The organism is Stenotrophomonas sp. SBJS02 (genome assembly GCF_020428325.2).
GTDB lineage: Bacteria > Pseudomonadota > Gammaproteobacteria > Xanthomonadales > Xanthomonadaceae > Stenotrophomonas > Stenotrophomonas africana.
In genome coordinates this window covers 4,269,053-4,294,900 of sequence record NZ_CP109812.1, presented here as the reverse complement: position 1 = coordinate 4,294,900, position 25,848 = coordinate 4,269,053, and the positions used below count along the sequence as shown (strand labels likewise).

The following is a 25,848-nucleotide window of genomic DNA, read 5'->3' as shown; positions in this document are numbered from 1 at the left end:
GCTGAACCGCGTCCCCAGTTGCGGATGAAACATTTTGCACTGCGCAAAAGCTGTGCTATCAATAGATCCCATGAACGCAGCTGCTACCCGCTTTTACTGGTATTACTTTCCGAAGCCACTGGCGGAGGAAGGACTGCGCTCACCCTGAAGAAAGCTTCAGACGCATTCCCGAAAGCCGCCAGCGAACCTGGCGGCTTTTTTCATGCCGCCACGCTGGGGACCCCCAACGTTCCGGAGATCTCCCGCAATGCCCCCGCACACCGACGACCTGCGCATCCGCACCATCGAACCGCTGACACCGCCTGCCCAGCTGCTGGCGATGCTGCCCTGTGACGATGAAGCCTCCGACACCGTCAGCGCCTCGCGCGCGGCCCTGCACCAGATCCTGCACGGCCGCGACGACCGCCTGGCAGTGGTGGTCGGCCCGTGCTCGATCCATGACCCGAAGGCCGCCATCGAGTACGCCCAGCGCCTGAAGCCGCTGCGCGATGCGCTGGCCGGCGAACTGGAAATCGTCATGCGCGTGTACTTCGAGAAGCCGCGCACCACGGTGGGCTGGAAGGGCCTGATCAACGACCCGGACCTGGATGGCAGCTTCAGGATCGACAAGGGCCTGCGCATTGCCCGTGGCCTGCTGCGCGACATCAACAAGCTCGGCCTGCCGGCCGGTGTCGAGTTCCTCGACGTGATCTCGCCGCAGTACATCGCCGATCTGGTGGCCTGGGGCGCGATCGGAGCACGCACCACCGAAAGCCAGGTGCATCGTGAGCTGGCCTCGGGCCTGTCGTGCCCGGTCGGCTTCAAGAACGGCACCGATGGCAACGTGAAGATCGCCGCCGACGCGGTGGGTGCGGCGTCCAATCCGCATCACTTCCTGTCGGTCACCAAGCAGGGCGGCACCGCCATCGTGTCGACCACCGGCAACCCGGACTGTCATGTGATCCTGCGCGGCGGCAAGCAGCCGAACTACGACGCCGGCAGTGTTGCCGAGGCCTGCCAGGTGTTGGCCAAGGCCAAGCTGCCGACGCGCCTGATGATCGACGCCAGTCATGCCAACAGCCTGAAGAACCCGGAGAACCAGCCGAAGGTGATCGACGACATCGCCGTTCAGCTGGAAGACGGCGAACAGCGCATCGTTGGCGTGATGATCGAGAGCCATCTGGTCGGTGGCCGCCAGGAACTGGTGGAAGGCCAGCCGCTGGTCTACGGGCAGAGCATCACCGATGGCTGCATCGACTGGGACACCACCGTGACGGTGCTGGAGCGACTGGCCGCGGCCGTGCGCGCCCGTCGCGACGTAAAGGTGTCCGAAGCCGCTTGAGTGCGGCACGTGTGTGGATGGCGGCCAGCGCCTGCGGGGGTGCGGCCGCGATCAGGGCCGGTCGGAGTTGGAGACCGGCCCATCTGCACCGGCGATGCGCCTGGCGCTGCGCATGAGCGACAGCGCCAGGTACATCGCCGGGGTGGTGCGGATTGCGCCGCGCGAACCTCAATGCACTTCGTCGTGATAGACGAACTTCGGCATTTCCCAGCGGTAGTGGATCGCCAGCAGGCGCAGCGCGAAGCCGCCGCCCAGGCAGCACAGGATCGCGGTGGCGTCGGCCACGCCCCAGTGCAGCAGCAACAGGTACGCCGCGCCGGTCAGCAGCGCGATGATCGCGTAGAGCTCCTTCTGGAAGATCAGCGGCACCTCGTTGCAGAGGATGTCGCGCAGCACGCCGCCGAACGCGCCGGTCAGCATGCCGGCGATCAGCACGATCGGCATTGCATGGCCGGCCTCGCGCGCGATCGAGCAGCCGATCAGGGTGAAGGCGATCAGGCCCAGCCCGTCGAGCACCAGAAAGGTGCGCCGGAAGTGGTGCATCCAGCGTGCGACCCAGGTGGCGATCAGCGCCGCGCACACGGTGAAGCCGAGGTACTCGGGATGTTTGACCCAGCCCAGCGGATAGTGGCCAAGCAGGATGTCGCGCAGTGAACCACCACCGAGGGCGGTGACGCAGGCGATCATGACCACGCCGAACAGGTCCATGCGGCGGCGGCCGGCAGAAAGTGCGCCGGTCATGGCTTCGGCGGAAATGGCGATCAGGTAGATGACGGACAGCAGCATGGGACAGGCTCCGGGCGCGGTGGGGCCGGCCATGCGCGCATACCGCCATTGCCTGCGAAATGACGGGATGACGATGACCGGTGCCGCTCCCGCTGTCCTTTTGCCTGAGAGTTCAGCGGCATGGGCCGCGTGCCCCTTCGGCGGATCGTCCCGGGCGTGCCCGTTGACCTCTCTCCAGCTCGGCGAGTCGAATGCATGGTTGGTGGGATTCCAGCCCACCGGCCTGAGCGATCATGGGAGCCTGCGCCTTCGGCGGGCGCCAGCGCGGCGCCTCTCTCCTGCATTCGGGCGCCAGTATATCCGCTGCAGTGCAGCACGGCATAATCCGGGCATGGCCCCGTCCCTCCGCCCGTGGTTCCTGTACCTGCTCGAATGCCGCGACGGCAGCTTTTACGCCGGCATCAGCACCGACGTGGAGGCGCGTTTCGCCGCCCACCAAGCGGGCAAGGGCGCGCGCTACACCCGGGCAAGGCCGCCGCTGCGCGTGCTGGCCGTGCGCGAGTACCCGGATCGGGCCGCCGCCTCGCGGGCCGAATGGCAGCTCAAGCAGCAGCCGCGCGAACGCAAGCTGGCCTGGCTGCAGGCGTCGGATCCTGCGCTTCTGTAGAGCCGAGCCCACGCTCGGCTGTTGTTGCTGCTGCCTGATGGTGAAGCCGAGCATGGGCTCGGCTCTACAGTAGATCCACGCCATGCGTGGATGGGCGCTTCCAGCCATGCCATGATCGCCCCGCGGCCCTCAGCGCTGGAGACCCGGATGTCCACGATCGCCCTGCTGTTCGCTCTCTCCGCAGCAACGAGCCCCGCCGCCGACCCGGCCACCCTCGCGGCCATCGAAGCCACCTGCCACGACTACATCGATGGCCAGCTGGAGGCCGATCCGCAGCGCGTCGCCCGCTCTCTGCACCCGGACCTGGCCAAGCGCGCGGTCCTCGGCGATACGCCCGACGAACGCCTGGGCCTGCGCCGCATGTCGAAGGAAGAACTGGTCTCGCTGACGAAGCAGGGCGCGCTGAAAACTCCGAAGGATCAATGGGACCGCCGCTGCACGGTGCTGGACGTGACCGGCAACGCCGCCTCGGTACGGCTGGAAACCCCATGGTTCGTCGACTACTTCCACATGGGGCAATTCGACCAGCGCTGGGTCATCGTCAACGCGCTGTGGTACCCGAAACCGAAGGCGCCGTAGAGCCAAGCCCATGCTCGGCTTCTGCCAATCCGCGCGAAGTGCAGCCGGGCATGGCTCGGCTCCACAGGAACATGCGTGCAGCCCTACCGCCTCGGCCGACGGTCTTCCTGGTCATCACCGAAGATGATGCGTGCGCTGCGCTGGTAGCTCCAGTACGCCACGGCCCAGTTCAGCAGCACCACGATGCGGTTGCGGAAACCGATCAGGAAGAACACGTGCGCGGCCAGCCAGAACCACCAGGCCAGCACGCCGGACAGCTGCAGCTTGCCCAGGTGCACGATCGCGGCCATGCGGCCGATGGTGGCCAGGTTGCCGAAGTCGGCGTACTTGAACGGACCGGGCTCGGTCTTGCCGTGCAGGCGCGCGCGGATCACCTCGGCCACGTACTTGCCCATCTGCTTGGCGGCAGGGGCAACGCCAGGCACCGGCTTGCCGTTGGCCTGGTTCAGCGCGGCCAGATCGCCGGCCACGAACAGTTCCGGGTGGCCAGGCAGGGTGAGGTCGGGTTGCACCTGCACGCGTCCGGCGCGGTCCAGCGGCACGTCCAGCGTGCGCGCCAGCGGTGAAGCGGCCACACCGGCGGCCCACACCACCGTGCGTGCCGGCACGAACTGATCGCCGAGCCTGAAGCCCTGGCTGTCGATGTCGCTCACCGGGGTGCCGGTCAGCACTTCCACGCCCAGTTTTTCCAGTTGCCGGCGCGCCTTCAACGAAAGCACTTCCGGGAACGAAGACAGTACGCGCGGCCCGGCCTCGACCAGCCGCACTTTCGCACTGGCCGGATCAATGTGGCGGAACTCATTGCGCAGCGTATGGCGCGCGATCTCGGCCAGGGTGCCCGCCAGTTCGACGCCGGTAGGTCCACCGCCAACCACGGCGAAGCTCAGCCATGCGGCCTTCTTCTCAGGGTCCGGTTCCGCCTCGGCGCGTTCGAACGCCAGCAGCAGCTTGCGGCGCAGCGCAATGGCATCGTCCAGTGTCTTCAGGCCAGGCGCATCATCGGCCCATTGGTCGTTGCCGAAATAGGCGTGGGTGGCGCCGGTGGCCAGCAGCAGGCTGTCGTAGTCCAGCGTACTGCCATCGGCCATGCGGATCTGCCGGGCCTGCTTGTCGATGGTCACCACTTCGCCGAGGCGGACTTCCACATTGCGCTGGTGGCCGAGGATGTGGCGCAGCGGTGCGGCGATATCCGGAGCGGACAGACCGGCGGTGGCCACCTGGTACAGCAGCGGCTGGAACAGGTGATGGTTGCGGCGGTCGACCAGGGTGATGCGTATGCGCTCGCGGGCCAGGGCACGGGTGGCCCAGAGGCCGGCAAAACCGCCGCCGACAACAACCAGGTGGGGAACGCGCTCGCGACTCATCGACTCACTCCAGTGGGGGCATTGGGGGAAGCGCCTGGCATCTTCGCATGATGGCCCCCTGTCACGTCAGCGCCCGTGTGGATCGGCGATACTCGGGTTCAGGCAACGGCCCGTGAGGAGCCCATGAGCGAACCGGAAAAGCGCATCGCCCTGTTGATCGACGCCGACAATGCGCCGGCATCGAAGATCGACGAGGTCCTGGCCGAAGTCGCCCGCTACGGCGTGGCGAACGTACGCCGCGCCTATGGCAACTGGAAGAGCCCGCGGTTGAAGGGCTGGGAGGCGGTTCTGCACGAATATGCGATCCGCCCGATCCAGCAGTTCGCCTACAGCAAGGGCAAGAATGCCTCGGACATGGCGATGGTGATCGACGCCATGGACCTGCTGTACGCGCGCAATCTCGATGGCTTCGCCATCGTGTCCAGCGATGCCGATTTCACCCCGATGGTGATGCGCCTGCTGACCGATGGTGTGAAGGTGTATGGCTTCGGCGAGAAGAAAACCCCGGAGCCGTTCGTCAACGCGTGCTCGAAGTTCACCTACCTGGAAGCGCTGGGCCAGACCCATGCCAGCGTGCCGGATACCGAACAGGCTTCCAGCGAACAGGCATCGAACGAGCCTGTGGCCAACGACGATGCCCGGCCACGCAAGAGCGGTGCGGAAATGCGTAGCGATACCCGGCTGGTGAAGATGCTGCGCCGCGCGGTGTCCTCGGCCGAGGGCGAGGACGGCTGGTCGCACCTCGGCCCGGTTGGCAGCCAGATCGGCAACCAGGCGTCGTTTGATCCGCGCAACTACGGTTACGGCAAGCTCAGTGACCTGCTGGCCGCGATCGGTCTGTTCGAGCTGAAGAAGGACGGCAAGTCATCCTACGTGCGCACGCTGCCGAAAAAGAACCGGTAGTGCCGGCCGCTGGCCGGCAATGCCCGGATGCCAGATCCGCATCCGCCACCCACACTCCCCACCCGATCAGGCGTATCGTTGCCGCTCGCATTGCCAGCAAGGAAAAACCCGCATGTTGAAGATCTGGGGCCGCCGCAATTCCAGTAACGTCCGCAAGGTGCTGTGGTGCGCCGAGGAAATTGGCCTGTCGTACGAATCCATCGAGGTTGGTGGCAGCCATGGCGGCACGCAGACGCCGGAGTACCTGGCGATGAATCCCAACAGCCTGGTGCCGGTGATCGAAGACCACGGCCTGCCGCTGTGGGAGTCGAATGCCATCGTGCGTTACCTGAGCGCACGCTACGCGCTGGGCACGCTGTACGCCGAAGACCCGATGGAACGTGCCCAGGCCGAGAAGTGGATGGACTGGAGTACCTCGCGGATGGCGCCGCTGTACACCGACCTGATCTGGGGCATCATGCGCACCGCCCCGGCCGACCGTGACGAAGCGCGGATCAATGCCGCCATCGTGCGCGCCGGCGACTATCTGGCGATGGCCGATGCCACGCTGGCCAGGCAGCCGTGGCTGTCGGGCGAGACATTCGCGATGGGTGACATTCCGCTGGGCTCGCTGATCTATGCCTGGTTCGAACTGCCGATCCAGCGCCCGGAACTGCCGCACCTGGCCGACTGGTACGCGCGCCTGCGCGAGCGGCCGGCCTACCAGCGCGGCGTGATGTCGCCGCTGACGTAAGCGGCAGGGCCGTTGGTAGAGTCGAGCTTGCTCGACTGCTTCTGCATGAGGCAGTCGAGCAAGCTCGACTCTACGCAGCATCGACCGGATCAATACAGGTCCATCGGATCCACATCCAGCGACCAGCGTACCTTGCGTGCTTCCGGCAGCGCGTACAGCTGCGGTACCAACTGCGAAAGCACCCCATGCAACGGCGGCCGCTGCAGCGCCGACAGCAGCAGCTGGGTGCGCTGGTAGCCGGCACGCCGCGGCATCGGCGCCGGCATCGGCCCATAGGCCTCGACTACATTCTGTTCCCCCAGCAGTTGCCGCGCCGCCAGCAGGAACGCATTGGCATGCTCCACCTGCTGTGCCTCGGCGCGCATCAGCGCCAGATGCGCGAAGGGCGGGAATCCGGCGGCCTGGCGCTGGTTCAACTCGGCCTGCGCGAACGGGTGGTAGCCACCGCTCACCAGGGTTTCCAGCAGCGGGTGCCCGGGATGATGGGTCTGCAGCCAGACCTCACCAGGATCACGTGCACGTCCCGCGCGTCCTGCGACCTGGATCAGCTGCTGCGCCAGTTTTTCGCTGGCGCGGAAGTCGGCTGAGAACAGGCCCTCATCGATGCCAACCACCACCACCAGGGTCAGCTTGGGCAGGTCGTGGCCTTTGGCCAGGATCTGCGTGCCGACCAGGATGCCGGGCTGGTCGCCCAGTTTCGCCAGCTGCTGTTCCAGCGCGTCACGTCGCGACGTGGTGCCGCGGTCGATGCGCACCACCGGGAAATCTGCGAAGGCACTGACCAGATGTTCTTCCAGTCGTTCGGTGCCGATACCCTGCGGCTGCAGCGCAAGGCTGCCACAGGCCGGGCAGGCCAACGGTGCCGGTTGCCGCGCGCCGCAGTGATGGCACTGCAGGCGACGGCCGCCGCCATGCACGGTCATCGGTGCATCGCAGCGGTTGCACGGTGCGGTCCAGCCACAGTCGTGGCACAGCAGCACCGGCGCGTAACCGCGGCGGTTCTTGAACACCAGCACCTGCTGGCCACGCTGCAGGTGTTCGCCGATACCGGCCAGCACGTCGGCCGAAAGGCCATCGTGCAGCGGCCGCTTGCGCACATCGAGGATGCGCACGCGTGGCGGCCGTGCATCACCGGCACGCTGCTTCAGGCGCAGGTGGGTGTAGCGCCCGGCATAGGCGTTGTGCAGCGTCTCCAGTGAAGGCGTAGCGCTGCCCAGCAGCACCGGGATGCCGAGTGCCTTGGCGCGCACCAGAGCGAAATCGCGCGCGTGATAGCGGATGCCGTCCTGCTGCTTGTAGCTGCCGTCGTGTTCCTCGTCGACGATCAGCAGGCCGGCTTGCGGCAATGGCGTGAACACCGCCGAGCGGGTGCCGACGATGACCCGTGCCTCGCCACGTGAGGCCGCCGCCCAGACGCGCGCGCGCTCGTTGTCGTTCAACCCCGAGTGCAGTGCATGCACGGCGATGCCGAGGCGGCCGCGGAAGCGTGCCAGGGTCTGCGGGGTCAGGCCGATTTCCGGCACCAGCACCAGCGCCTGCTTGCCTTGGGCCAGGCAGTGGATGATGGCCTGCAGGTAGACCTCGGTCTTGCCGCTGCCGGTCACGCCATCCAGCAGGAAGGGCTGGAAGCCTTCGGCGGCGTTGATCGCGGCCACGGCCTCGGCCTGGTCCGGGTTGAGCGTTGGACCGGGCAGTGGCTGCGCATGTTGGGGCGCCACGCTCAGCGCCACGCGCTCGGCCAGATCACGCTTGGCCAGGCTGCGCGCGGCGGTGCGCCAGTCCTGCATGCGTTCGCCCAGCACATCCTCATCCACCACGGCCTCGGCCAGCAGTTCTGCCAACTGCCGGGGGCGGCTGCCGGCGCGCAGCTTCCCGCGCTGCAGGCGTCCTTCGGCGGTCAGCTGCCAGCCCCAGTGGTGGGTGTCGGGCAGGGTCTCGCCATGGCGCAGCGGGCCGGGCAGGGCGGTGCTCAGCACCTCGCCCAGCGGTGCGTGGGTGTAGCGCGCCAGCCACTGCAGGCTCTGCCACAGCTCACCCTGCAGCAGCGGCTGCGGATCGCACCAGGCCAGCGCCTGGCGCAGGCCCTGACCGTCGTCGGCCTGGCCGTGGCCGACCACCACGCCGACCAGTTCGCGGTTGCCGAACGGCACCTTCACACGGCAGCCGACCGCCGCCGTGGGGGCCTCGCCCTCCGGCGACAGGTAGTCGAACAGGCGGGGCAGGGGGACGGGGAGGGCGACCTGCAGGGTCGGAATCGGTGAAAGCATCGGGCCAGTGTAACGGCCCATGCGCGCGCGAATGGCAGGAGCGGGCGTGGCCGGGCGATGCCCGTTGAAGCATAAATGTCACCTAAATATCGGAGTCCATTGGAGATTCAGTCTTATCCACATGTTCTGTGGATAACGTTGTGTGTTAACCGCCAGCGGAAACGCAGAAGGCCGATAGCGACGGCCTCATGCTCGGGTTGGTCAAAAAATAGCCACATGGTAAAAGCATTCAAAATCAACAATTTAAGTGTGAAACAAAGCTGAAACAGAGTGAATTCAGCTGGATGCCCCAGTTTTCCGCAGTCGGGTCTTGGTGCTGTGCACAACCTGCAGCACGAAGTGCCTGCTGACGCAAGTCCTACGGGCGCCGATGGCCTGCCGCTATCATGCGGGCAGACCTTTGGAGTGACCGATGACGGCTGTGCCCGCCCCTGTTTCCTCGACCGCGGCCGGCGCGCTGTCGGCGTTCCTGCGAGGCGTTGAACGCCGCGCCTTGGTGGTGGCTGAACTGCAGTGCGGCGATGCTGCCCGCGCCGAGCAGACCCTGGTGGCGGTGATGCGCGCGTTTGCGGCGGTCGCCAGTGACCTGCCGATGGCGCAGTGGCCGACCCGCTTCTGGACCCTGCTGGGCCAGCGCCAGGTATTGCGCGAGCCGGTGGGCGGTCAGTGGGCGCCGCCGTTGGCTGCGCTGGGCGAGATGGGATCGCTGCCGCGCCTGGCGCTGCTGCTGCGGGTGGGCGGCAGCCTGGATGAAGGCATCGCGATGCGCGTGCTCGACCAGGATGAGGCCGGCTACCAGCAACTGCTGGCCGACGCCTGCCCGCGCGATGTGCACGGCCAGCCCGATGCCTCGGCTTGGCGCCAGCTGGCCGAACAGGTGCAGGCGCGTATCCGCGACCTGCCGGCCAAGCGCCTGCAGCAGCTGCAGCAACCCGCCGCGCCGGCTGCCAACAATGAAACCCCGACCGCCAGCTGGCGTGCACCACAGCGCGATGAGCGTGCGCCCGCCAGCGGCAAGCGCCGTCGTGCGAATGCCAAGCCGCGCTGGCGCGGCCCACTGATCCTGCTGGTCACGGTGGCGGTACTGCTGGCCGCCGCGCTGGGCTGGCGCTACTGGCAGGGGCATTCGTTCGGCAGCGATGCCCCGTTGCCGGAAGGCGTGGTGGGTGAAGCGGGGCCGGTCACGGTGGAAGCACTGCCGCCAAGCAAGGTCAACGCCACGCCGGACGCGACCCCTGCGCAGGCCGCGGACGACGCCACGATGCTGGCCGACCGCGATTATCCGCTGGTGGCCGATGCCGATCTGTATGCGTGGACGGCGGCCGGTGGCCCACTGCCGGTGGACGAATCGCAATCCAAGCCGAGCCGGCCCGAGCCGGCCAGCGCCACGCTGGAAACCGCTGCTGCCGATGAATAAGACCCTGTTCGCCAGCCTGCTGCTGGCCCTGCCGTTGTCGCTTTCCGCCGCGCCGCAGACCTTGAACGTACCGCTGCCGCCGCCAGTGCCGGGGAGTTCGCCGGCGGCCCCGGTCCCGGCCTCCACAAGCACGACGCCGGCTGCGTTCACCCAGCTCGACGCCCCGCAGCAACGCCAGCGTCGCGCCGACTACGCGGCCTGGCGCGCCCTGCCCGAGAGCGAACGCGAGCGGATCCGTCAGGCCGCTGCGCGATTCAACGCACTGCCGGCCGAGCAGCAGCAACGGCTGCGTCAGCAGTTCCAGGCGCAGGACCAGGCATTCCGCGAAGGCTGGCGGCTGGGCCCGCAGCTGGGCCTGGAATTCCCCAAGCTGCACGGCCTGTTCGGCTTCGTGCCGCCGGAACAGCGCGAGGCCGCGCTGGCCGTGCTGCGCCAGCTCAGCCCGGCGCAGCTGGCCCAGCTCACCCTGGTCGCGCAACGCACACCACCGCAGGAACGCGACACCGTGCGCAGCGCGTTCCTCGCCGTGCCGCCCGCCGAGCGCGACACCTGGCTCAAGCGCCAGGCGGGGCAGTAAACCGGAAGGCGTAGCGTCCAGGGGTAACGTCGACGGGGTAGCGTCGACTGTTGGTCGACTGCTCTTCATACAGAACCGCGAAAACCTCGCGCTGCGCGCGGAAGTCGACTGACAGTTGACTCTACAGGGCGGGCGTTTTCCCCCGGTAACGCGATCGCAACGCGTGATGCCGGGGCCCGCTGAAACCCAGCATTCACGCCATGTCATGGGAATGCGCGCGCCGCACGCGTAAGATGGCGGCCCGCAACCCGGTGCCTGTGCCCTTCGCGCGCAACCGCAGTTCGCGTCAAGCACCTTATGTCTACTGCAACCTCCACGCCGCGCTTCAGCAAGGAAGTCGGCGCCACCGGTCTGCTCGCCCTGCCGCTTGTGCTCGGGCATGTGTCCACCGGTCTGATCTCCTTCGTCGACAACGTCATTGCCGGCCACCATGCCACCGCGACCCTGGCCGCGGTGACCATCGGCACGGCGCTGTTGTGGCTGCCGATGCTGATCCCGATCGGCACCCTGATCTCGCTCACCGCTTCGGTGTCGCAGCTGCATGGCGCCGGCCGCGAGCGCGAGATCGGCCCGCTGTTCCGCCAGGCACTGTGGCTGGCGTTGGGCCTTGGCCTGATCATGTTCACCTTCCTCACCGTGGTGCCGCCGCTGCTGCCGGCATTCGGCATCGCACCGGACATCGTGCCGGGGGCGACCGCGTTCCTGCATGCGGTGCGTTGGGGCGGCCCGGCGCTGACCCTGTACTTCTGCATGCGCTATCTGAGCGAGGGCATGCACTGGACGCTGCCGACCATGCTGCTCGGCTTCGGCGGCCTGCTGGTGCTGGCGCCGATGGGCTACGTGCTGGCCAACGGCAAGCTGGGCTTCCCGGAAATGGGTGCCGAGGGCCTGGGCATCGCCTCGGCGGTGATGATGTGGCTGCAGGCGATCGCCTTCGCCACCTACCTGTGGTTCACCAAGCGCTTCGCCCACCTGCAGCTGTTCTCGCACTTCGAAGGACCGCGCTGGTCGGCGATCTGGGATCTGCTGCGCACCGGCCTGCCGATCGGCATTACCGTGCTGATGGAGGGCGGCCTGTTCATCGTCACCGCGCTGCTGATCGGGCGCCTCGGTGCCAACGAAGCGGCCGCGCACCAGATCGCGATCAACGTCGCCCAGCTGTGCTTCATGATTCCGATGGGCGTGGCCGAGGCCACCACCGTGCGCGTCGGCCATGCGGTCGGCCGTGGCGATGGCTTCGGTGTACGGCGTGCGGCCTGGGCCGGCTACGCGATCATCATGGGCACGCAGACGCTCTCGGCGGCGGTACTGCTGTTCGGCCACGATGCCATCGTCGGTGTCTACACCAACGACCTGGCGGTGGCCGGCCTGGCCTCGACCCTGCTGCTGTACGCGGCCACCTTCCAGTTCCCGGATGGCATCCAGGTGCTGTCGGCCGGCGCGCTGCGCGGCCTGAAGGACACCCGGGTGCCAATGTTCATCGCCATGTTCGCGTACTGGGGCCTGGGCATGCCGCTCGGCGCCGGGCTCGGCCTGGGGTTGGGCATGGGCCCGCAGGGCATGTGGATCGGCCTGATCGTCGGCCTGACCGCCGCCGCCATCCTGATGGGCTGGCGCCTGCGCCGCAGCAGCCTGCGCGTCGGCCAGTCGATGTTGTCCTGATCCGTCCCGCCCGCCATGCCGACCCATGGCGGGCGATCCCCTGACTTGTGTCCGATGCTGCATCACGCGGCACCGGCTATGCTGGCACCACGGCAAGAAGCCATCCGGAGCGTTCCATGAATCAACCCGTGCCCCCGCTGCCCCCGGCGCGTCGCAACCCCGTCGCCAGTTTCTTCATCGGGCTGTGGGACGTCATGAACTTCACCCGCAGGTTGATCCTCAACCTGGTGTTCTTCGGCCTGCTGTTCCTGCTGCTGGTGATGTTCGTCATCGCTGCCGGCATGGGCGCCGGTGCCAGCAAGTCGCTGCAGGACCGCACCACCCTGGTGATCGCACCGGAAGGCCGCCTGGTCGAGCAGTTCAGTGCCGATCCGGTCAGCCGCGCGCTGGCCAAGGCGGTAGGTGACAACGGCGCCGAAGAGATACAGCTGCGTGACCTGCTGCGGGTGATCGAGTCGGCCAAGGAAGACAAGAAGATCGAGCGCGTGGTGCTGGAGCTGGACAAACTGCAGCCGTCCGGCTTCGCCTCGCTGCGTGAAGTGGCCGCCGCGCTGCAGGATCTGCGCGCCTCCGGCAAGCAGCTGGTGGCCTACAGCGAGAGCATGGGCCAGTCGCAGTACCTGCTGGCCGCGCAGGCCGACGAGGTCTACCTGGACCCGATGGGTTCGGTCGTGCTCGAAGGCCTGGGCCGCTATCGCCAGTACTTCCGCACCGGCCTGCAGGACAAGCTGGGCGTGGACGTGCACCTGTTCAAGGTAGGCGAGTACAAGTCCGCGGCCGAGCCGTACGTGCTTGACGCTGCGTCGCCGGCCTCCAAGGAAGCCGACCTGTTCTGGATGAACGACGTGTGGCAGCGCTACCTGGGCGACATCGCCAAGGCCCGTCGCCTGGACCCGGCACAGCTGGCCGCCGGCATCGACACGCTGCCGGAAGGCATCGCCGCCGCCGGTGGCGACCTGGCCAAGTTCGCCCTGCAGCAGAAGCTGGTGACGTCACTGAAGACTCGCGAGGAGTTCGAGGATCTGATGATCGAGCGCGGCGTGGCCGATGACGATGCCGACGGTGGTTTCCGCAACGTCGACTTCGGCACCTACCTGGGCCAGCTCGATGCGCGCCGCAATCCGGTCGACAACCGTCCGCAGGTGGCGGTAGTGGTGGCCGCCGGCGAAATCAGCGGCGGCGATCTCCCGGCCGGCCGCATCGGTGGCGAATCGACCTCGGCGCTGCTGCGTGCCGCGCGTGACGACGAGAACGTGAAGTCGGTGGTGCTGCGCGTCAATTCGCCGGGTGGTGAAGTGTTCGCCTCCGAGCAGATCCGTCGCGAAGTGGTGGCCCTGCAGGCCGCCGGCAAGCCGGTGGTGGTGTCGATGGGCGACCTGGCGGCCTCCGGTGGCTACTGGATCAGTATGAATGCCGATCGCATCTATGCCGATCCGTCGACCATCACCGGTTCGATCGGCATCTTCGGCATGGTGCCGAACTTCAGCCGCGCGCTGGACAAGATCGGCGTGCATACCGATGGTGTCGGCACCACCCGTTTCGCGGGTGCCTTCGATGTCACCCGTCCGATGGATCCGGCGGTGGGCCAGGTCATCCAGACGGTGATCAACAAGGGATACGCCGACTTCACCGGTCGCGTCGCCGACGCCCGCAAGAAGCCAGTCGAGGCTGTCGACGAAGTGGCCCGTGGCCGCGTGTGGAGCGGTGCACAGGCCAAGGAACGTGGCCTGGTTGACGCCTTCGGTGGCCTGAAGGATGCCGTGGCCGACGCCGCCAGTCGCGCCAAGCTCGGCAAGGCCGATGCCTACCGCGTGCGCTACATCGAGAAGGCAGCCACGCCGTTCGCGCAGTTCGTCAGCGGGTTCGCTGGCAGCCGCGCCGGTGCCTGGATGCTGTCCGATTCGGGCATGGCGCGGATGATGCTGGCACGCACGATGCCGGAAGTGGACACTCAGTTGCGCTTCGTCGAGAACGCGGCCCGCGAAAAGGGCAATGGCGCACCGGTGAAGGCGTTGGCGTACTGCTTCTGCGGGTTCTGATCGGCAACGGTAACGAATGAAAACGCCCGGCCTTGGCCGGGCGTTTTCGTTCATGGGGCCGGATCCCTCTGCAGCGCAATGGGCTCTGACCCCACAGGTCACTGCGTCGCTTCGGCCTCGGCCTTGCGCTCACGCGCGGCGGCATCGTCCACGGTTTTCTGCACGCCCTTGGCGCGGTCCAGCGGCTCATGCATCGCGCGTGCCATCGCCTGAGGTGCCGGTGGCTTCTCCGGGTTTGGCGTCGGTGGCCGCTGGCAGGCCGCCAGCAGCAGGCTGGCCAGCACGGATGTGGACAGGATCAGGATGCGCATGGCGGCTCTCCGCGGTGGGCGTACGGGCAGTGTCGCATCACCGGCAGGGCGCCGCCGTGAGCGCGTATCCTTGCGGCATCGAAATGCAGTGGGCACGGCCCCGGAGGACACATGACCCAGCAACGGTGGCGCCTGGACGGCCAGACGGCACTGATCACCGGCGCCAGCGCCGGCATCGGCCTGGCCATCGCGCATGAACTGGCGGGGCTCGGTGCCGACCTGATGATCGTTGGCCGCGATATCGACATGCTGGAGACCGCGCGCGACGAACTGCTGGATGTGTATCCGCAGATGCAGGTGAATGCGCTGGCCGCCGATGTTTCCGACGACGAGGACCGCCGCCAGATCCTGGACTGGGTGGAGGACTACAGCGATGGCCTGCACATCCTGGTCAACAATGCCGGCGGCAACGTCACCAAGGCGGCCACGGAGTACTCCGAGGACGAATGGCGGAAGATCTTCGAGACCAACCTGTTCTCGGCGTTCGAGCTGTCGCGCTACGCGCATCCGCTGCTGGCCCGCCACGCGTCGTCGTCCATCGTCAACGTCGGCAGCGTGTCCGGCCTGACCCACGTGCGCAGCGGTGTGGTCTACGGCATGACCAAGGCGGCGATGCATCAGATGACCCGCAACCTGGCAGTGGAGTGGGCCGAGGATGGCATCCGGGTCAATGCGGTGGCGCCGTGGTACATCCGCACGCGGCGCACGTCCGGCCCGTTGTCGGACCCGGATTACTACGAGGAAGTGATCAACCGCACGCCGATGCGCCGCATTGGCGAGCCGGAGGAAGTGGCCGCAGCCGTGGGCTTCCTGTGCCTGCCGGCGGCCAGCTATGTCACCGGCGAGTGCATCGCGGTGGATGGGGGTTTCCTGCGCTACGGGTTCTGATCTTTCAGCGGGTAGTGCCGGCCGCTGGCCGGCAACTGCAATCATCTGAAGATCCTGTGGTTGCCGGCCAGCGGCCGGCACTACCGGGTGGCTGTCACCCCGGCACCGGGCAGCTGCTGGCTTCCAGCACGCCCTGCAGCCGCTCGCGTTCACCGCGCGCGGTACTGCGGTTCTCCGGCGCGGCAAAGCGCTCACGGCCGCGGGCATCGCGGAAGCGCTGCTGCCAACCACCGCAACGCTGCGCTTCGGGAAGCGCTTCGCAGTGGTCGCGCACCACTTCACAGCTGGCAGCATTCACCGGCGTCACTCCACCCAGGCCCTGTACCGTCATCAGCTCGCAGCGGCCGGGCGCGGCCTCGTACTCGTACAGGTAGCCGCCACCCTGGCTGTCGGTGCACTGGAAGATCGGAGGAAGCGGCGGCTTCGGTGGACCGTCACCAGCGGCGGCGCGGGCCTCGGCATCGCGGCGCAGCGTCGCGCTGTCGAGGATCTGGTCGTCGCCTTCGTGTTCGACCATGCCTGCCTCCATGATCGTGCGTCCTTCGTCCGCGCGTCGTGGTTTCGCTGGGGCACTCGGGGTAACGGCCGGTCCGGCCGGCACCGGCGCGGGTGTTTCGACGGGGGCGGGTGCAGGGTCGGCGGTCACCGGTGCAGCGGCCGCCGGCTGCGTGTTGGCCGGGTCGGGTATGCGCAGCACCTGCTGCTTGCTGCCGGTGGGGCACGGCGTGCGCTGCAGGGTAGGGACGTCACTGCTGCTGGAGGTACAGCGGTAGATCACGCCCTCTTCGGCCAACGTGCTTGCGGGCAACAGCACCAGGAGCAGCCAGATCACTCGGTTCATGCGCACAGCGTACAGGCTGCGACGGCGTGCTGCGCTCAGCGTTCGCAATCGCGCGACAGGCGCGCATCGATGCCGCGCTGTTCGTTGCTGATGGCGGTGCGTTCGCTCTGCAGTGCGCTGTTGTAGCGCCGGTCAAGTTCCCAGCGACGGTCGCGCAGGCGCGCGCAGACTTCCTGCGGCGGCAACGCATGGCAGCTGTCGCGGACCAGCACGCTGCCGGCCGGAACCTGCACGCCCATGCTGATCGAAGGGGGGCGATAACCTGCGCCTTCGCCGATCGGCGTGCCGATGGCCGGGCGTGGTCCAGGGTAGGCCGGGCCACGATGACCGTGTGGCAGCCAGACGCTGGTCCACAACGGTACCCAACGCGGATTGCCTTCGTTGTTGTCGCTGGTATAGCGCTGGCCGTCTTCGCTCACGCACTCGTACATCGGCTGCGGCGGCTGGATGTAGACGTGGCGGACTTCGCGCTCGCGGATGACCGGGGTTTCGCTGGGCGGCGGGGGCGTGGCATCACTGCGCACCACCCGTGGAGCGGGATCGCGCGGGCGCTGCAGGTCGCGCACCTGCTGGCGGCCGCTGTTGCAGGGCGTGTCCTGCAGGGCAACGGCCCCGTTGCTGGCAACGCAGCGGTACACCCGCACGTCGTCGGCGGCGGGCGCCGTCCACGGCAGCAGCAGGCACAGGCTGAGGGTGGCGCGCAGCAGGGTCATGGCGGCAGGGTGCGTGATTGTCCGCAGCAGCGCAATCGCCGGCTCAGGAACGCAGCACGTTGCCGCTGAGCGCGTCGCGGATCGGGGTGGGTTGGGCCAGGCCACCGGTCTGCCCATCGAGGATGCCATCGAGCAGGCGCAGCAGGCGCGGGTCCAGCTCTTCGCGACTGCGTGCCGGTGGTTCTCCGGCCAGGTTGGCGCTGGTGGAGACCAGCGGGCCGCCCCAGGCGCGGCAGAGTTCGGCCACCAGCGGGTGCGCGCTGATGCGCACCGCGATACCACTGTGTTCACCGGTGACCCAGGGCTGCGCGCGCGGGCCGGCGGGAAGGATCCAGGTGTTGGCGCCGGGCCAGCTGGCCAGCACGGCGCGTTGGCGGGCGTCGGGCAGCGCCTGCAGGCGCACCCAGCCTTCCAGCTGCGCCAGTTCGGCCGCGACCAGGATCATGCCTTTCTCGATCGGGCGCTGCTTCAGCCGCAGCACCATGTGCACTGCCGCTTCGTGCGAGGGATCACAGCCCAGGCCCCAGACCGCTTCGGTGGGGTAGGCGATCACGCCGCCCGCGCGGAGCGTGGCGACAGCAGAGTCCAGGGTGAGTTCTTTCATGGCGGCGACCGGCCCGGCGTGGGCCTCCATTATCTCCCTGCTGCGTGCAGAAGGGGTGGTGGGTGCGGATGGTAGGTGCGGACCGTTGGTCCGCACACCTTGCAACCTCACCCACGCATGGCGTGGAGCTACTTCGCGGCCTTCTTGACGGTCTTCTTGGCCGGTGCCTTCTTCGCGGCCGCCTTCTTCACCGCTTTCTTGGCCGGGGCCTTCTTGGCAGGCGCTTTCTTTGCAGCGGCCTTCTTCGGCGCGGCTTCCTTCTTCACCGCCGCCTTCTTGGCCGGTGCCTTCTTCGCAGCGGCCTTCTTGGCGCCGAAGCCCTTGCGCACAGGCTTGCCAGTTTCTTCCATCAGCTGCTGCACTTCGGCCAGGGTCAGCGATGCCGGTTCGCGATCCTTGGGGATCTTGCCGTTCATCTTGCCATCGCTGATGTACGGGCCGAAGCGGCCGTTCAGCACCTGGATGTCGCTGCCCTCGAACTCCTTGATGATCCGGTTGCGCGCGATCTCTTCCTTCTCTTCGATCAGGAACACGGCGCGGGCCAGGTCGATGGTGTACGGGTCGTCTTCCTTCTTCAGCGAGGCATAGGTGCTGCCACGCTTGGCGAACGGGCCGAAGCGACCAATGCCGACGCTGACCGGCTCGCCGTTGTCCTCGCCCAGCGCGCGCGGCATCAGGAACAGTTCCAGCGCGTCTTCCAGCGAGATGGTGTGCATCGACTGCCCAGGGCGCAGCGAAGCGAACTTGGGCTTCTCCTCGGCGTCCTCGGCGGTGCTGCCGATGGCCGCGTAGGGCCCGAAGCGGCCCAGCCGCACGCTGACCGGCTTGCCGGTCTTCGGGTCGGTGCCGAGCTCACGCGCGCCACTGGCCTCGGCACGGTCGACCGATTCCTTCTTGTCTTCCACCAGCTCCTTGAACGGCTCCCAGAAGCGGGCCATCAGCGGGATCCACTCTTCTTCGCCACGCGAGACGGCATCGAGCTCGTCTTCGAGCTTGGCGGTGAAGTCGTAGTCCACGTACCGGGTGAAGTGGCTGGACAGGAACTTGGACACCGCACGGCCGACGTCGGACGGGCGGAAGCTGCGGCCTTCCATTTCCACGTACTTGCGGAACAGCAGGGTCTGGATGATCGAGGCGTAGGTCGAGGGACGGCCGATGCCGTACTCTTCCAGCGCCTTCACCAGCGCCGCTTCGGTGTAGCGCGGCGGCGGCTGGGTGAAATGCTGTTCGGCCTGGATGCGTTCCAGCGGCACGCGGTCGCCGGGCTTCATCGCCGGCAGCTTGCGGCCTTCGTCCTCGTCCTCGGCGCTCTTGTTGTCCTTGCCTTCTTCGTACACGGCCAGGAAGCCGGGCACCACCACGGTAGTGCCACTGGCACGGAACACGTGTTCGCTGCCGGCGGACAGGTCGACGCTGACGGTGTTGAGCGTGGCCGGAATCATCTGGCAGGCCACCGCGCGCTTCCAGATCAGCTCGTACAGCTTGCGCTCGTCATCGGTCAGGTAGCGCGCGACCTGCGCAGGCGTGCGCAGCGCCGAGGTCGGGCGCACCGCTTCGTGCGCTTCCTGGGCGTTCTTCGACTTGGTCTGGTAGGTGTTCGGCTGGTCCGGCAGCGAGGCGATGCCGTAGTCGCGGGCGATCACATCGCGGATCTCGGCCAGCGCGTCCTGCGACAGGTTCACCGAGTCGGTACGCATGTACGAGATCAGGCCGACGGTGCCTTCGTCGCCAATCGCCACGCCTTCATACAGCTTCTGTGCCACCTGCATGGTCTTGCGGGTGGTGAAGCCGAGCTTGCGCGAGGCTTCCTGCTGCAGGGTGGAAGTGGTGAACGGCGGCGCCGGGCGGCGCTTGCGCTCCTTGCTGGCCACGTCGGTGACGTGCAGCGAACCCTGCGCGGCCTGCTGGATGCGCATGCGCGCCGCTTCAGCGGTGTCGCCATCGGTGATGGTGAACTGCTCGAACTTCTGCCCGTCCAGCTTGATCAGCTTGGCGTTGAAGTGCTGCGACGGGTGCGCGCACTCGGCGGCGATCGACCAGTACTCGCGGGCGATGAAGGCTTCGATCTCTTCCTCGCGCTCGACGATCATGCGCAGCGCCGGGCTCTGCACGCGGCCGGCGGACAGGCCGCGCTGGACCTTGCGCCACAACACCGGCGACAGGTTGAAGCCGACCAGGTAGTCCAGCGCGCGGCGCGCCTGCTGGGCATCGACCAGGTCACTGGCGATCGCGCGCGGCTGGCTGATCGCTTCCTTGATGGCGCGCGGGGTGATCTCGGTGAACACCACGCGCTGCATCGGCTTGTCCTTGACCAGCCCGCGTTCCTTCAGGATCTCGGCGATATGCCAGCTGATCGCCTCACCCTCGCGATCCGGGTCGGTCGCCAGCAGGATGTCGTCGGCGCCCTTGGCGGCCTTGGCGATCGCATCGACATGCTTTTCGTTCTTCTCGATCACGTCGTAGTGCATGGCGAACCCGTTGTCCGGGTCGACCGCGCCTTCCTTCGGAATCAGGTCGCGCACGTGCCCATACGAGGCCAGGACCGTGTAGTCCTTGCCGAGGTATTTGTTGATCGTCTTGGCCTTGGCCGGCGATTCGACGATGAGCAGGTGCTTGGGCATGGCAGAGGTGTCTGTGGGGCGAGCCGCAGGGGAGGGGCCGCTAGGGTGGAGCAAACGGCCGCATTAGTGAAGCGGCCACGGGCAAATCCATAAACTGAACGCCCGGTAATGTGCCGGGCGTTCAGTTTCACCTTATTAGAGGAATCACGCCCGGACAGCCCGTGTCAAGCAGCGAGGCGTGAGGATGGCCGTTCAGGAGGCCATCTTGGCGATGAAGCCGACTGCGAATACCAGCAGGGCCAGGCCCACCAGCGACAGCAGGCCGGTCAGCACCAGCACCAGCACGGTGACCGTCCCCAGCTCCCGGCGCTGCAGCTGCGGCTGGTCGGTGTAGGCCCAGCGGTCGACCACCAGGGTGTCGCAGATCATGTCGTGCAGGCCCTGCTTGCGCTCGGTGAACGCCGCCATCAGGAAGCCGATGCCGAGGGTGAAACTGCTCAGCAGCATGGCCCAGTAGCGACCAAATGCGCGCGCCTTGGTCAGGCGTTCGCCATTGCTGCGCACGACCTTGATGCCGACCGCCATCTTGCCCAGCGTGGCACCGCCCTTCGAGGCATGGAACCAGGTGTAGTACGCCATGCCGATGGCGAAGTTGATCAGCGCGCTGGACAGCTGGGCGACCACTTCGATGGCCGATTCGCCGCTGCCTATCGCGCCCATGCTGGCGCCGAGCACCACGCCGAGGATGGCGCCGATGATGCTGCCGGGGATGACCAGCACGAAGTAGTCGATCATGTAGGCGGCCACGCGCTTCCAGAAGCCCGCGTAGACCACTTCGCCACCCATCACCGGCTGGGCATGGCCAGCGGCACCGGCCGCTGCCGGGGCGCTGTAGGGCGAGCTGCTGAGCGCGCCGGTGCCCGGCAGGGGGGCGCTGCCGTTGTCGATGGCAGCATAGTCGCCACGCAGGTCGAAGCCGCCGCTGCTGGTGGCCGTGCTGGCGTCGGCCAGCGTCTGCAGTCCGAGTTCGTCGACCACCTGGCGCAGCGCAGCCCACTGCGCCATGCCTTCGCGCCAGACCAGGGTGTCCAGGTTCAGTTGGCCGCGCTGGAAGCGCTGGCGGATCTCCTGGACCGGTAGCGGGCCCTGGCGTTGCTGTCCTTCGGCGTAGTACCACTCAGTCATTGCATGTTCCCTGTTGGGTCGTCCTTGGAGGTGCCGGTGCGCGCGCGGTTCAGCCGCGGCACGACGGCGGCAGGTACTTGTCGTCGCTTTCGCCGCTGCATTCCCAGCGGCCGCTGTCGCGATCGTATTCCAGCCACAGCAGGTCGCCATCGGGTTTCTTGCCGGGTACGGCCAGGGTGGCCTCGATGCCGCAGTGGCCGTTGTTGAAGCGGCCGATGTTCACCGCCGACAGGCCGGCCTGGGTGAAGTCGCCCGGGGCCGGGAAGCCGGCGTCGTTGGCACCGGGGCACCGGCCTTCGTCATCGGCGAAGTGCTGCACCTGGTCCTTCAACGGCTGCAGCGCGGTCACGGCGCCGGCGACCTTGGCGCGCACGGTGTAGTCGTTGTAGGCAGGCAGCGCGATGGCGGCCAGGATGGCCACGATCGGTACCAGCACCAACAGCAGGCCGCCGCCGATGATGGCGGTCAGGGCACAGCCGGACAGCTTCTTCTTCGGGGGCGGCAGGGCGGTGGCCGATGCACTGGTGGTGTAGGGCGTGGATGGCGGCAGCACCGGTGGCTGCGGCGGAGGCGGTGCCACCGGTTCCGGTTCGGGCTCCACGGGGGGCGCGGAAGCGTCCAGCGCCGGCACGATCAGGCCGAGTTCGTCGACCACGGTGCGCAACGGCTGCCATTGCGGCAGTCCGTCGCGCCAGACCAGGGTGTCCAGGGAGATCTGGTTGTTGCGGAACAATTCGACCAACTGTTCCGCCGGCAGCGGACCCTGCTGCCGGTTGCCTTCTGCATGGAACCACTCGCTCACGGGGACGCTCCTGAATGCGCTATGCCCCCAAGTGTACGGTCAGTGCAGGGGTTCTGGCTCGTCCATGAACATCTGCGTCTCCATCCAGGCATACGCCGCCTCGGAGCCGGGCTGGTTGAACAGCACCATCAGGACGACCCACTTCAGATCGTCCAGGTCCAGTTCGTCCTGGTCCAGGGCCATCGCCCGGTCCAGCACCAGTTCACGCTGGTCGGCGTCGAGGATGCCGTGCTGTTCCAGGTACAGCAGGAAACCGCGGCATTCCACGTCCAGCTTGTCCAGCTCGGGGCCGTGGTAGACGCGCACGGGGCCATCGACCCGCGCCTGGGCCACGCTCGGTCGCTGCGCGGCCAGGGCATCGAGCCAGTCGAATGCCTTGTTGATCTCGGTTGGGCTGAAACCGGCCTGGATCAGGCCGTTCTGGAGCGAATCGCGGTCACGGATCAGGTCCGCATCTTCGCTGAAATAGTGTTCAAACAGGTACAGCAGTACATCCAGGATGCTCTCTTTCATTGCCCCTCGGCCTGCGTCGCGCGACGCTGTGGAGGTGAAGAAACTAGGGAGTTCGACAGTAGCGGCCGTGTACGCACACCACGATTCCCGCCAGTTCCATGGCCAGCAGCATGGAGGACACCTGGGGCGCCGTCAATCCACAGCGCGTGATCAGTGAATCCATACCGCTTGGGTTGTGGTCCAGGGCCCGCCACAAGCACTGGTAGTCAGGGTCGTCGGCCCAGCGCGCCGGCAGGAGTACCGGCGGTGCCTGTTCAGTGGGGGTGGCCAACCGTGATTGCAAGCCCGGCAGCTGCTGGCGAAGGGCGGGGGCCAGCAGTTCAAGGACCTCCTCCGGGCGCTCGACCAGTGCGGCACCCTCACGGATCAGCCGATGGCAGCCCGCCGCGCGTGGATTGAGTACCGAGCCGGGCAGGGCGCAGACCTCGCGGCCGCCTCGGCAGCCAGGCGTGCGGTGATCAGGGCACCCGAGCGCTGGGCGGCCTCGACCACCACCGTCGCCAGCGCCAACCCGGCCACCAGCCGGTTGCGGGCGGGGAAGTGGCCGGGGCGTGCCGGCGTTCCGGGCAGGTACTCGCTGAGCACCGCGCCATCGGTGGCGATCCGGGCTTGCAGCCGTGCGTGGCCGTCCGGGTAGGCACGGTCCGGGCCGGTGCCGATGACCGCCACGGTGCATCCACCGGCGTCCAGCGTGGCCTGATGCGCGGCCGCGTCGATGCCCGCCGCCAGGCCGCTGGTCACCGCCAGCCCGGCTTCGACGAAGCAGCCGGCAAACCGGGCTGCCAACGCGCGTCCGCCCGGTGTCGGCGAGCGGCTGCCGACCAGCGCCACCGACGGGCGCCAGGCCAGACTGGGATCGCCGGCGATGAACAGCGCCAGGGGTGGGTTGGGGACATCCTGCAGGGGCGGAGGGAATGCCGGATCGGTAAAGGCCAGCAGGTGCTGGTTGTCGTCTTCCAGCCAGCGCCGTGCCACCGCCCAGGCCCGGGCATCCGGGCGTTCCAGTGCGGCGCACTGCTCTGGCGTACAGCCGTGCGCGCGCCAGTTCGCGGCGCCCTGCGCGATGGCAATCTCCGCGCTGCCTGCGGCCTGCAGCAGGGCCCGCCGGGGCGCCAGCGCGCCGCCTGCCATCAACAGGCGCAGCAGCGCCTCGTCAGCTTGGTTGGTCATCCCCCCACTATCGGGCGCATACAACAAAGGCGCCCTAGGGCGCCTTCGCATGCGGCTGTCAGACTTTGCCGGAGATGCCTGCCGGCCAGCGGCCGGCACGACCTGCGGTGGTCGGGGCAGCCCGGCAACCGTTACTTCGCGTCCGGATGCAGTGCGTTGTAACCCACGCGCACCGGCTTCACGCCCTGCATCACCAGTGCGTAGCTGACGTTGTCGAAGGTACGGAACACCATCGCGTGCGCGGCGTACTCATCCGGCAGCGCAACCCGGCCCACGTTGCCGCTGAGGGCATCGTCCATGCGCGACGAGGTCGGGTACTTCATGCGGTCCGTCACATGGCGGCCCGGCCGCCACAGCGAGAACACGGTGCCGTTGTCCACGCCCTGGGTGCGCCCTGCCGAGATCGCGATCACGTCGCGCGGGCCACCGGCAGTGAACATGTCGGTCACCGCCAGCACGCGCACGTCGACGCCCTCGACGCTGGCCGCCGGTACATGCGGCACGAACTGCAGGTCGTACGGACGGGCCTCGACCGGCACCAGGCGGTCGCCGGCACGCACTTCACGGCCGCCCAGGTCCTTGTCCAGCGCCAGCGTGGAGGCCTCGACCTTGCCGCCAGCGACCCGGGTGATGGTGCCTGTTGCGACCTGGGCCAGCTCGTAGCCGAGCACGCCGCGGCGCGCGTTGGGCGCGTTGTAGGCTTTCCAGAGGTTGCCACTGCCCGGCGTGACATCGCCGTTGGCGGTCAGGTCTTCGGTCGGCTTGGGCTGGGCATAGCGCACGGTCGGGCGCACCACGGCCCAGCGCTGGCCCAGCTGGGCATCGGCCAGGCGCACATAGGCGGTGTTGCCGCCGGTAACGCGCAGGCGTTCCTCTTCCAGGCCGACAACGGCGGGCAGCTGCTCGATGCTGTCGACCACGCTCAGCTGCTTCAGGAACGGCTCGACCTGGGCCAGCGGAATGGCGTCGATCGGGGCCTCCTGGCGCGGGCCGGGCTGGGCCGCCACGGTGACCCGGTCCAGATAGGCCAGGCTGAGCACGTCACCGGGATAGATCAGGTGCGGATTGGCGATCTGCGGATTGGCCTGCCAGATCTCCGGCCACAGCCACGGCTTCTGCAGGAAACGTGCGGCGATATCCCACAACGTATCCCCTTTTCGGACCACATAGGTGTCCGGGTGCCCGCCATTCACTTCCACGGCGGTAGCATAGGCAGCCACGGTCAGCATCGCCGCGGCGACGACCGTACGAAAACGAAGCAACATAGGTGTGAAGCCCTGATTCCCCAACAGGTCCGCGCACTATAGTCCAGAAACCGGGGCGCAAGGCAAGCGTTGGAGCTAGAATCTGCGACGTATGCCGGCGTGCCGGCCCCCTATCCGGAAACAGCCATGGCCCTTCTCCCCATTCTCGAGTTCCCCGATCCGCGCCTGCGTACCAAGGCTGCGTTGATCGAAGCTGCCGAAGTCACCACGCCGGCCTTCCAGGAACTGATCGACAACATGTTCCTGACCATGTACGACGCCCCGGGCATCGGCCTGGCCGCCACCCAGGTGGATGTGCACAAGCGCTTCATGGTCATCGACGTCAGCGAAGAAAAGAATGAACCGCATGTGTTCATCAACCCGGAAATCGTCGCCAGGGACGGGGGCCGGGTGTACCAGGAAGGCTGCCTGTCGGTTCCGGGCATCTTCGCCGACGTGACCCGTGCCGATACCATCACCGTGAAGTACCTGGACCGCAATGGCCAGGAACAGCAGCTGGAAGCCGGCGAAGTGCTGGCCACCTGCATCCAGCACGAGATGGATCACCTGGACGGCAAGCTGTTCATCGACTATCTGTCGCCGCTCAAGCGCGAGATGGTGCGCAAGAAGCTGGCCAAGCAGCGCAAGCACGTGGCGTGATCGCCAATCCGGGCCGCCTTCGGGTGGCCCGCGCCTGCGCGGCACGCGCGGGCTGTACGGCGCCGGCCGACGGCGCCGTTTTCTTTCCTGCACGAATCCAT

At 67.5% G+C, this 25,848-nt stretch carries 23 protein-coding genes, 1 pseudogene and 2 riboswitches; of the genes and pseudogenes, 11 read left to right on the top strand and 13 right to left on the bottom strand.

Translation table 11 applies throughout. The features are described 5' to 3' along the window. The first annotated feature begins 247 nt into the window (after nt 1-247). A complete protein-coding gene (locus tag FQS62_RS19810; RefSeq protein WP_049449006.1) occupies nt 248-1,321 on the top strand; it encodes a 3-deoxy-7-phosphoheptulonate synthase in 1,074 nt (357 codons plus the stop codon). 168 nt (nt 1,322-1,489) lie between these two features. On the opposite strand, the gene FQS62_RS19805 is transcribed toward FQS62_RS19810, so the two are convergent. Next, a complete protein-coding gene (locus FQS62_RS19805) occupies nt 1,490-2,107 on the bottom strand; it encodes a trimeric intracellular cation channel family protein (protein WP_019338935.1) in 618 nt (205 codons plus the stop codon). Between the two features lie 84 nt (nt 2,108-2,191). Continuing rightward, a riboswitch (glycine riboswitch) is annotated at nt 2,192-2,295 on the bottom strand. Between the two features lie 13 nt (nt 2,296-2,308). Beyond that, a riboswitch (glycine riboswitch) is annotated at nt 2,309-2,398 on the bottom strand. Between the two features lie 40 nt (nt 2,399-2,438). On the opposite strand from FQS62_RS19805, the gene FQS62_RS19800 reads away from it, so the two are divergent. After that, entirely contained in the window at nt 2,439-2,714 is a 276-nt protein-coding gene (locus FQS62_RS19800; RefSeq protein ID WP_049449010.1) for a GIY-YIG nuclease family protein, read from the top strand. A gap of 147 nt (nt 2,715-2,861) precedes the next feature. Then, nucleotides 2,862-3,293, top strand: coding sequence for a nuclear transport factor 2 family protein (locus FQS62_RS19795; protein ID WP_049449011.1), 432 nt, complete (start codon nt 2,862-2,864; stop codon nt 3,291-3,293). A gap of 83 nt (nt 3,294-3,376) precedes the next feature. On the opposite strand, the gene FQS62_RS19790 is transcribed toward FQS62_RS19795, so the two are convergent. Next, entirely contained in the window at nt 3,377-4,657 is a 1,281-nt protein-coding gene (locus tag FQS62_RS19790) for an NAD(P)/FAD-dependent oxidoreductase (RefSeq protein ID WP_049449012.1), read from the bottom strand. A 123-nt stretch (nt 4,658-4,780) separates the two neighbouring features. Here FQS62_RS19790 and FQS62_RS19785 point away from each other — a divergent pair, with 123 nt between their 5' ends. Together FQS62_RS19785 and FQS62_RS19780 are read left to right on the top strand one after the other, a co-directional pair. Beyond that, complete coding sequence (locus tag FQS62_RS19785) at nt 4,781-5,560, top strand: NYN domain-containing protein (RefSeq protein WP_208043205.1); 780 nt, start codon at nt 4,781-4,783, stop codon at nt 5,558-5,560. A gap of 112 nt (nt 5,561-5,672) precedes the next feature. Beyond that, on the top strand, nt 5,673-6,293 hold the full coding sequence (locus tag FQS62_RS19780; protein ID WP_208042956.1) for a glutathione S-transferase family protein: 621 nt from the start codon (nt 5,673-5,675) through the stop codon (nt 6,291-6,293). Between the two features lie 89 nt (nt 6,294-6,382). Here the strand turns inward: FQS62_RS19780 and FQS62_RS19775 are convergent, their stop codons facing one another. Beyond that, nucleotides 6,383-8,560, bottom strand: coding sequence for a primosomal protein N' (locus FQS62_RS19775; RefSeq protein ID WP_208042963.1), 2,178 nt, complete (start codon nt 8,558-8,560; stop codon nt 6,383-6,385). Between the two features lie 412 nt (nt 8,561-8,972). Here FQS62_RS19775 and FQS62_RS19770 point away from each other — a divergent pair, with 412 nt between their 5' ends. The 4 genes from FQS62_RS19770 to sppA all read left to right on the top strand — a co-directional run bounded on the left by FQS62_RS19770 (nt 8,973) and on the right by sppA (nt 14,255). Then, entirely contained in the window at nt 8,973-9,977 is a 1,005-nt protein-coding gene (locus FQS62_RS19770) for a hypothetical protein (RefSeq protein ID WP_099590176.1), read from the top strand. Continuing rightward, nucleotides 9,970-10,554 carry a DUF3106 domain-containing protein gene (locus FQS62_RS19765; RefSeq protein WP_208042957.1) on the top strand — a complete coding sequence of 195 codons (585 nt, stop codon included), beginning with the start codon at nt 9,970-9,972 and terminating at the stop codon, nt 10,552-10,554. Before FQS62_RS19770 ends, FQS62_RS19765 begins: the two co-directional genes overlap by 8 nt. Nucleotides 10,555-10,851: 297 nt before the next feature. Beyond that, nucleotides 10,852-12,216 carry an MATE family efflux transporter gene (locus FQS62_RS19760; RefSeq protein ID WP_049449018.1) on the top strand — a complete coding sequence of 455 codons (1,365 nt, stop codon included), beginning with the start codon at nt 10,852-10,854 and terminating at the stop codon, nt 12,214-12,216. Nucleotides 12,217-12,332: 116 nt separating this feature from the next. Beyond that, the gene (gene sppA, locus FQS62_RS19755) at nt 12,333-14,255 is read left to right on the top strand and encodes a signal peptide peptidase SppA (protein WP_049449020.1); all 1,923 of its coding nucleotides are present in this window, start codon (nt 12,333-12,335) and stop codon (nt 14,253-14,255) included. A 98-nt stretch (nt 14,256-14,353) separates the two neighbouring features. On the opposite strand, the gene FQS62_RS19750 is transcribed toward sppA, so the two are convergent. Then, nucleotides 14,354-14,566 (bottom strand): hypothetical protein, encoded by a 213-nt coding sequence (locus FQS62_RS19750; protein ID WP_208042958.1) that lies wholly within the window; start codon nt 14,564-14,566, stop codon nt 14,354-14,356. Between the two features lie 111 nt (nt 14,567-14,677). On the opposite strand from FQS62_RS19750, the gene FQS62_RS19745 reads away from it, so the two are divergent. Continuing rightward, nucleotides 14,678-15,454, top strand: coding sequence for an SDR family oxidoreductase (locus FQS62_RS19745; RefSeq protein WP_049449024.1), 777 nt, complete (start codon nt 14,678-14,680; stop codon nt 15,452-15,454). A gap of 94 nt (nt 15,455-15,548) precedes the next feature. On the opposite strand, the gene FQS62_RS19740 is transcribed toward FQS62_RS19745, so the two are convergent. The 9 genes and pseudogenes from FQS62_RS19740 to FQS62_RS19700 form a co-directional block, all read right to left on the bottom strand. Then, on the bottom strand, nt 15,549-16,295 hold the full coding sequence (locus tag FQS62_RS19740; protein WP_208042959.1) for a hypothetical protein: 747 nt from the start codon (nt 16,293-16,295) through the stop codon (nt 15,549-15,551). A 35-nt stretch (nt 16,296-16,330) separates the two neighbouring features. Then, on the bottom strand, nt 16,331-17,008 hold the full coding sequence (locus FQS62_RS19735) for a DUF4124 domain-containing protein (RefSeq protein ID WP_049449029.1): 678 nt from the start codon (nt 17,006-17,008) through the stop codon (nt 16,331-16,333). A 43-nt stretch (nt 17,009-17,051) separates the two neighbouring features. Beyond that, entirely contained in the window at nt 17,052-17,642 is a 591-nt protein-coding gene (locus FQS62_RS19730) for an L-threonylcarbamoyladenylate synthase type 1 TsaC (protein WP_080354943.1), read from the bottom strand. Nucleotides 17,643-17,740: 98 nt separating this feature from the next. Further along, nucleotides 17,741-20,233 (bottom strand): DNA topoisomerase I, encoded by a 2,493-nt coding sequence (locus FQS62_RS19725; protein WP_208042960.1) that lies wholly within the window; start codon nt 20,231-20,233, stop codon nt 17,741-17,743. Nucleotides 20,234-20,425: 192 nt separating this feature from the next. Then, a complete protein-coding gene (locus FQS62_RS19720) occupies nt 20,426-21,358 on the bottom strand; it encodes an RDD family protein (RefSeq protein WP_049449036.1) in 933 nt (310 codons plus the stop codon). A gap of 49 nt (nt 21,359-21,407) precedes the next feature. Next, nucleotides 21,408-22,160 carry a pilin gene (locus tag FQS62_RS19715; RefSeq protein WP_049449038.1) on the bottom strand — a complete coding sequence of 251 codons (753 nt, stop codon included), beginning with the start codon at nt 22,158-22,160 and terminating at the stop codon, nt 21,408-21,410. 39 nt (nt 22,161-22,199) lie between these two features. Beyond that, nucleotides 22,200-22,673, bottom strand: a complete 474-nt coding sequence (locus FQS62_RS19710; RefSeq protein ID WP_005411195.1) for a DUF494 family protein — start codon at nt 22,671-22,673, stop codon at nt 22,200-22,202. 43 nt (nt 22,674-22,716) lie between these two features. Further along, a pseudogene (gene dprA, locus FQS62_RS19705) lies at nt 22,717-23,843 on the bottom strand (DNA-processing protein DprA). Between the two features lie 131 nt (nt 23,844-23,974). Further along, nucleotides 23,975-25,108 carry a LysM peptidoglycan-binding domain-containing protein gene (locus tag FQS62_RS19700; RefSeq protein WP_049449042.1) on the bottom strand — a complete coding sequence of 378 codons (1,134 nt, stop codon included), beginning with the start codon at nt 25,106-25,108 and terminating at the stop codon, nt 23,975-23,977. 126 nt (nt 25,109-25,234) lie between these two features. Between FQS62_RS19700 and def the strand changes: the two genes are divergently transcribed. Continuing rightward, the gene (gene def / locus FQS62_RS19695; RefSeq protein WP_049449044.1) at nt 25,235-25,747 is read left to right on the top strand and encodes a peptide deformylase; all 513 of its coding nucleotides are present in this window, start codon (nt 25,235-25,237) and stop codon (nt 25,745-25,747) included. Nucleotides 25,748-25,848: the final 101 nt, after the last annotated feature.

Excerpts from the sequence above, each read along its gene's own strand:
- FQS62_RS19810 (WP_049449006.1), top strand. The coding sequence starts at position 248 with ATGCCCCCGCACACCGACGACCTGCGCATCCGCACCATCGAACCGCTG.
- FQS62_RS19805 (WP_019338935.1), bottom strand. The coding sequence starts at position 2,107 with ATGCTGCTGTCCGTCATCTACCTGATCGCCATTTCCGCCGAAGCCATG.
- FQS62_RS19800 (WP_049449010.1), top strand. The coding sequence starts at position 2,439 with ATGGCCCCGTCCCTCCGCCCGTGGTTCCTGTACCTGCTCGAATGCCGC.
- FQS62_RS19795 (WP_049449011.1), top strand. The coding sequence starts at position 2,862 with ATGTCCACGATCGCCCTGCTGTTCGCTCTCTCCGCAGCAACGAGCCCC.
- FQS62_RS19790 (WP_049449012.1), bottom strand. The coding sequence starts at position 4,657 with ATGAGTCGCGAGCGCGTTCCCCACCTGGTTGTTGTCGGCGGCGGTTTT.
- FQS62_RS19785 (WP_208043205.1), top strand. The coding sequence starts at position 4,781 with ATGAGCGAACCGGAAAAGCGCATCGCCCTGTTGATCGACGCCGACAAT.
- FQS62_RS19780 (WP_208042956.1), top strand. The coding sequence starts at position 5,673 with ATGTTGAAGATCTGGGGCCGCCGCAATTCCAGTAACGTCCGCAAGGTG.
- FQS62_RS19775 (WP_208042963.1), bottom strand. The coding sequence starts at position 8,560 with ATGCTTTCACCGATTCCGACCCTGCAGGTCGCCCTCCCCGTCCCCCTG.
- FQS62_RS19770 (WP_099590176.1), top strand. The coding sequence starts at position 8,973 with ATGACGGCTGTGCCCGCCCCTGTTTCCTCGACCGCGGCCGGCGCGCTG.
- FQS62_RS19765 (WP_208042957.1), top strand. The coding sequence starts at position 9,970 with ATGAATAAGACCCTGTTCGCCAGCCTGCTGCTGGCCCTGCCGTTGTCG.
- FQS62_RS19760 (WP_049449018.1), top strand. The coding sequence starts at position 10,852 with ATGTCTACTGCAACCTCCACGCCGCGCTTCAGCAAGGAAGTCGGCGCC.
- sppA (WP_049449020.1), top strand. The coding sequence starts at position 12,333 with ATGAATCAACCCGTGCCCCCGCTGCCCCCGGCGCGTCGCAACCCCGTC.
- FQS62_RS19750 (WP_208042958.1), bottom strand. The coding sequence starts at position 14,566 with ATGCGCATCCTGATCCTGTCCACATCCGTGCTGGCCAGCCTGCTGCTG.
- FQS62_RS19745 (WP_049449024.1), top strand. The coding sequence starts at position 14,678 with ATGACCCAGCAACGGTGGCGCCTGGACGGCCAGACGGCACTGATCACC.
- FQS62_RS19740 (WP_208042959.1), bottom strand. The coding sequence starts at position 16,295 with ATGAACCGAGTGATCTGGCTGCTCCTGGTGCTGTTGCCCGCAAGCACG.
- FQS62_RS19735 (WP_049449029.1), bottom strand. The coding sequence starts at position 17,008 with ATGACCCTGCTGCGCGCCACCCTCAGCCTGTGCCTGCTGCTGCCGTGG.
- FQS62_RS19730 (WP_080354943.1), bottom strand. The coding sequence starts at position 17,642 with ATGGAGGCCCACGCCGGGCCGGTCGCCGCCATGAAAGAACTCACCCTG.
- FQS62_RS19725 (WP_208042960.1), bottom strand. The coding sequence starts at position 20,233 with ATGCCCAAGCACCTGCTCATCGTCGAATCGCCGGCCAAGGCCAAGACG.
- FQS62_RS19720 (WP_049449036.1), bottom strand. The coding sequence starts at position 21,358 with ATGACTGAGTGGTACTACGCCGAAGGACAGCAACGCCAGGGCCCGCTA.
- FQS62_RS19710 (WP_005411195.1), bottom strand. The coding sequence starts at position 22,673 with ATGAAAGAGAGCATCCTGGATGTACTGCTGTACCTGTTTGAACACTAT.
- FQS62_RS19700 (WP_049449042.1), bottom strand. The coding sequence starts at position 25,108 with ATGTTGCTTCGTTTTCGTACGGTCGTCGCCGCGGCGATGCTGACCGTG.
- def (WP_049449044.1), top strand. The coding sequence starts at position 25,235 with ATGGCCCTTCTCCCCATTCTCGAGTTCCCCGATCCGCGCCTGCGTACC.